Below are 4,362 nucleotides of genomic sequence, written 5' to 3' on the forward strand. Positions count from 1 at the left end.
TACAGCATGGAAAGCCTATTCGCTCCCATTGTCGGTACAGTGAGATATATGCCTGTCACCGCATTTGTACCGTTGATCGTGATTTGGGTTGGGTTAGGTGAAGAAGCCAAGGTGCTAATTGTCTTCTTGGGTGTCGTGCTGTACAACGCCATCATGGTAGCAGATGCGGTCAAATTCATTCCCAACGAGATGATTAATGTTGCCTATACTTTAGGGGCAAATCGTCGCGATGTCTTGTTCAAAGTGATTGTGCCAGCAACATTTCCTAGCGTTCTAGATACTCTACGAGTTAATATTTCTGGAGCTTGGAATTTTTTAGTCATTGCCGAACTGGTAGCAGCTCAAAGCGGTTTAGGCTTCAAAATTATTCAAGCTCAACGATTTCTGCCAACAGAGAAAGTATTATTTTGTATTGCTTTAATTGGCGCGATCGGTTTACTAATTGACTACGGTTTGAAGTGGCTCTCCCTACGGCTTACTCCTTGGGCAGATCAAACACGGTAGAATCAGCGAACAGGGAGCAGGGAGCAGGGAGCAGGGAGCAGGGAGCAGAGTGGCAACTACCAACTACCAACTACCAACTACCAACTACCAACTACCAACTACCAACTACCAACTACCAACTACCAACGATCAATCAGTGATGAATCTCAAGCTAGAGCCAAATAAAACTGCCTTAATTTGTGTCGATCTGCAAGCTGGGACGTTTACAGGAGATTGCACGCTTTCCTATGTTGGTGTTGCTGAATTGTTGCCCAAGGCAAAGCGAGTTTTAGCAGCGGCGCGTCAAGCAAAATTACCAATCATTCACTGTAAAGAAGTCCATCGTAAAGAAATGGTGGATTTTGGACGGGAGTTAGATGGTGCAGAACCGATTCACTGTTTGGAAACTTGGGCTAGTACTGATTATTATTGTGAATTAGCTCCCATTGACGGAGAATTTACAATTAGCAAACGTCGCTACAGCTGTTTTTTTGGGACAGATTTAGAGATCCTCCTGCGGGGGTTGAAAGTAGATACTTTAGTATTGATTGGTATGATGACGAACGTTTGCGTGCATTACACGGCAGCGGATGCTCACCAGCACGATTACTACTTCCACGTTATTGAGGATTGCTGTGCTGGTTCCGATTGGGACGCACATTGGGCAGCGCTAACAGCGATGGAATATTTGCAATCAGGCGCGAGAATTTCACACGCTGCATTTGTGGAAGCGATATCAGGTAAAGTTCCAGCGGCTTGAGACGAGTATTTTTGGATGCAGGCATTGCGTCAATACATCTCTGTGGTGATGCAAAGATTTTGAAGATCCCCCAACCCCCTTAAAAAGGGGGCTTTCAGTTCCCCCCTTTTTAAGGAGGGGGAGATCTTGCCTTAACCGAAAAGTATTGCTTTGTTCCCCCCTTTTTAAGGGGGGCTAGGGGGGATCGGATCTCTGGCAACGATCGATAGAATTAGTATTGAGGGTTCTCGGTACAAATATTGCCAAACTCACAGCCCTCACAACCATAAACAAAGCTAGAGACAACCAGAGTAGATGGCTATTACGGAAATACCACGCGGCTACAGCCATTGGTGCAAATCCCAGCACAGCAGCCGCAAGAACCGAAATTCTCAAAATCCGACCTGCCGTTAAGCCGAGAAAGTAACCATCCAGCATATAGGCGATCGCGCCAAATCCCAAAATTGGTAGTAACCAGCCTACATAACTGCTAATTCGTCCCAAAATTGCACTATGGTTAGTCAATAACCCGAATAAGGGCAGGGGAATGAGAATGAAGGCGATCGCAAACAGTATCCCTACGCTCAAACTTGCTGTTCCAGATACCCATATGAGTTGGGTTAATTGGGCGATCGCTCCTCTGCCTAGAAAAATTCCGGCTAGGGTTTCGGTGGCGAAGGCAAGTCCATCAATAAAGTATGCTGTCAGCGTCACTACTTGTAACAGCACTGTGTTGGTAGATAAAATCTCCGTTCCCAAGGTCGAACTGAGATTGGTAAATACGGCAAATGTGGAAACTAAAGCAAAGGTGCGGACTAGAATTTCGCTATTCAACGCGAATGCTGCCCGTAGATCGCTGGGATTGAGAATTTGTCTGATGAAGGATGCTTTTGCTGGATGCTGATGCATTCGTACAAACGGGATTTCTCGATAGACCAAGATCAGCCCTACCAATAACATGAGGTACTGAGCGATCGCCGTTCCTAGTCCTGCTCCAGTACTTTGCCATCCCCAACGCACGATAAACAAGTAATTTAGCACCACATTAGATAGATTACCGACAGCCGAGAGCAAAAATACCTTACCACTTTGCGATCGCCCCAAGAACCAACCAACGAGTACAAAGTTGAGCAAGGTCGCTGGTGCGCCCCAAATGAGAGCATCGTAATATGCTTGACCGGATGCTTTGACTTCTGGTGTCGCACTCAGGAGGGTAAAGCCTAGCATTCTCAAAGGCTGTTGCAAAACTAAAATTAATAATCCCAACGAGAGTGCTATTAAGCCGTTACGTAAGCCTATAAGCATGACTCCTTCTCCATCTTCTCGCCCGATCGCTTGAGCAGTCATCCCCGTTGTCCCCATCCGTAAAAAGCCAAATGTCCAGTAGATGTAATTAAATAGGACAGTTGCTAAAGCTACTCCTGCTAGGTAACGAATTTCCTGCAAATGTCCCAAAAAGGCGACATCCACTAACCCAGCTAAGGGAACCATGAGGTTTGAGAGAATGTTGACGATCGCCAGTTGGAAGAAGTGACGCAGAAAGCTAGAACGAGATGGCAATGCTTTTAAACCCCCTATTCCCCTACTGCCCCCAGCATAAAAGTTTTTTGTACATCGCTGCTCCCTGCTCCCTTATCTCTACTCCCTGTTCGGTCAAAATGTGTAACTCATCATCCACAATGAATTGTGTAGCTTGCATACTGGATTGGGAATTAGAAACATGACGGATAGTTCTTACATTTTTCTGGCTGGTGCGAGTCGCGGTGTGGGGAGGGAAATTGCTAAATGCTTGGTACAACAGGGTTTGCAGGTAAAGGCATTGTTGCGGACAGCGGCGGCGCAAGCGGAATTAGAAGCGATGGGAATTGCGGTAGTTTTTGGCGATGCGTTGAATGTTGAAGACTTAGAACGGGCAATGCTGGGAGATTCTATCTCTACAGTCATTAGCACGATTGGCGGTTTACCAAAAGATGGAGTCAGAGCCGACTATTTAGGCAATAAAAACCTAATTGATGCAGCGGTGAAAGCAGGCGCACAAAAGTTTATTTTGGTATCTTCCATTGGTAGCGGCAATAGTGTATCAGCCATTCCTCCGCAGGCTTTAGCGACTTTGAAGGATGTTTTAATTGAGAAGGAACAAGCAGAAAACTATCTTGTCGCAAGTGGTTTGACTTATACAGTCATTCGTCCTGGGGGATTGAAATCGGAACCAGCAACAGGTAATGGTTTGTTAACGGCAGATCCTCGCGTTGCTGGGACGATTCATCGCGCTGATGTGGCTCAACTCATTTGTCGTTGTTTAAATTCGGAAAAAGCGAATAATCAAATTCTTTCCGCCGTGGATCGGGACATGCTTTATACTCCAGCTCAATTTGAGGAATTTAGTTTGAACTAAAAGCTTTCACCCAGCCGAGGCGAATAGACAACGATAGGGCGATCGCGGCAAGGGCAAACCAGACTATACTTTCTCCAGCAGTAGCGATCGCGGGTAAGATTTTCTGGGAGGATTGCAGTGCCATTTCAATTTGAGTTAAGCCGCGCACGCAACCAAAAGCCATAATAGCCCCAGTTTTTAACTGAATATTGCTATCCTCCCGAATGATATAGCGATATGTCACGCCAAATAGAAAGCCACAAACGACTGCGATCGCTCCTGCAAACAAGCTGGAGAAACTGAAAACGCTAGGGGTAAGCAAGAAGTTATTTACGAAGGTGGTAACGACGAACGCCAAAGCTAAAGTTGCAGCCGCTATGATTCCAGCCTTGAGCGATTCTAATCGTTCTAATTGGTCATTAGTCATTGGTCATTGGTCACTGGTCATTGGTTGTTATTCTCTGCTCCCTGCTCCCTGCTCCCTGATAACTATTCCGATCGCTCGTTCTTTTTGCGGGTCTGCGCCTTGGGCATATTCTAAAGTAAAGGGAACGGTAATATCTGGAGTGATGGGCTTGCCTTCTAGCCGATATTTGCCATCAATTATCACGTCAGCAACGGCTAAATAAAGGACGCTACCATTTGACATGATAAAAGGACGACCACCAACAACTGCTCCTGCTGTGGGGGAACCGACTACAGAGCCAATTTTATAGCGCTGGAAGCCAAACGCCAAAATTTCTTTACCGCTTCTACTACCTTCATT

At 46.0% G+C, this 4,362-nt stretch carries 7 protein-coding genes; 4 read left to right on the top strand and 3 right to left on the bottom strand.

The genetic code is table 11. The features are described from left to right. The 3 genes from ACRC32_RS08135 to ACRC32_RS08145 all read left to right on the top strand — a co-directional run. On the top strand, window positions 1-504 hold a 504-nt coding region (locus ACRC32_RS08135; protein ID WP_438553490.1), incomplete at its 5' end, for an ABC transporter permease. Beyond that, window positions 483-644 (top strand): alpha/beta hydrolase, encoded by a 162-nt coding sequence (locus ACRC32_RS08140; RefSeq protein WP_438553491.1) that lies wholly within the window; start codon window positions 483-485, stop codon window positions 642-644. The genes ACRC32_RS08135 and ACRC32_RS08140, both read left to right, overlap by 22 nt. Then, on the top strand, window positions 644-1,243 hold the full coding sequence (locus ACRC32_RS08145; protein WP_438553496.1) for a cysteine hydrolase family protein: 600 nt from the start codon (window positions 644-646) through the stop codon (window positions 1,241-1,243). Before ACRC32_RS08140 ends, ACRC32_RS08145 begins: the two co-directional genes overlap by 1 nt. Window positions 1,244-1,417: 174 nt before the next feature. On the opposite strand, the gene gntT is transcribed toward ACRC32_RS08145, so the two are convergent. Further along, window positions 1,418-2,782 (bottom strand): guanitoxin biosynthesis MATE family efflux transporter GntT, encoded by a 1,365-nt coding sequence (gene gntT, locus ACRC32_RS08150; protein ID WP_438553492.1) that lies wholly within the window; start codon window positions 2,780-2,782, stop codon window positions 1,418-1,420. 160 nt (window positions 2,783-2,942) lie between these two features. Here gntT and ACRC32_RS08155 point away from each other — a divergent pair, with 160 nt between their 5' ends. Continuing rightward, window positions 2,943-3,617: an SDR family oxidoreductase gene (locus tag ACRC32_RS08155; protein ID WP_438553493.1), complete on the top strand. Its 675-nt coding sequence runs from the start codon at window positions 2,943-2,945 to the stop codon at window positions 3,615-3,617. Here ACRC32_RS08155 and ACRC32_RS08160 read toward each other — a convergent pair. Then, window positions 3,604-4,023 (bottom strand): hypothetical protein, encoded by a 420-nt coding sequence (locus ACRC32_RS08160; protein WP_438553494.1) that lies wholly within the window; start codon window positions 4,021-4,023, stop codon window positions 3,604-3,606. The genes ACRC32_RS08155 and ACRC32_RS08160 overlap by 14 nt on opposite strands. Before the next feature lie 27 nt (window positions 4,024-4,050). Then, window positions 4,051-4,362, bottom strand: a 312-nt coding sequence (locus ACRC32_RS08165) for a S41 family peptidase (RefSeq protein ID WP_438553495.1), incomplete at its 5' end; no start/stop codon positions are given.

The organism is Chroococcidiopsis sp. (genome assembly GCF_051657925.1).
Lineage (GTDB): Bacteria > Cyanobacteriota > Cyanobacteriia > Cyanobacteriales > Chroococcidiopsidaceae > Chroococcidiopsis.

Bases quoted from the DNA above. Each gene is read 5' to 3' on its own strand.
- ACRC32_RS08160 (WP_438553494.1), bottom strand. From the start codon at position 4,023: ATGACTAATGACCAATTAGAACGATTAGAATCGCTCAAGGCTGGAATC.
- ACRC32_RS08145 (WP_438553496.1), top strand. From the start codon at position 644: ATGAATCTCAAGCTAGAGCCAAATAAAACTGCCTTAATTTGTGTCGAT.
- ACRC32_RS08155 (WP_438553493.1), top strand. From the start codon at position 2,943: ATGACGGATAGTTCTTACATTTTTCTGGCTGGTGCGAGTCGCGGTGTG.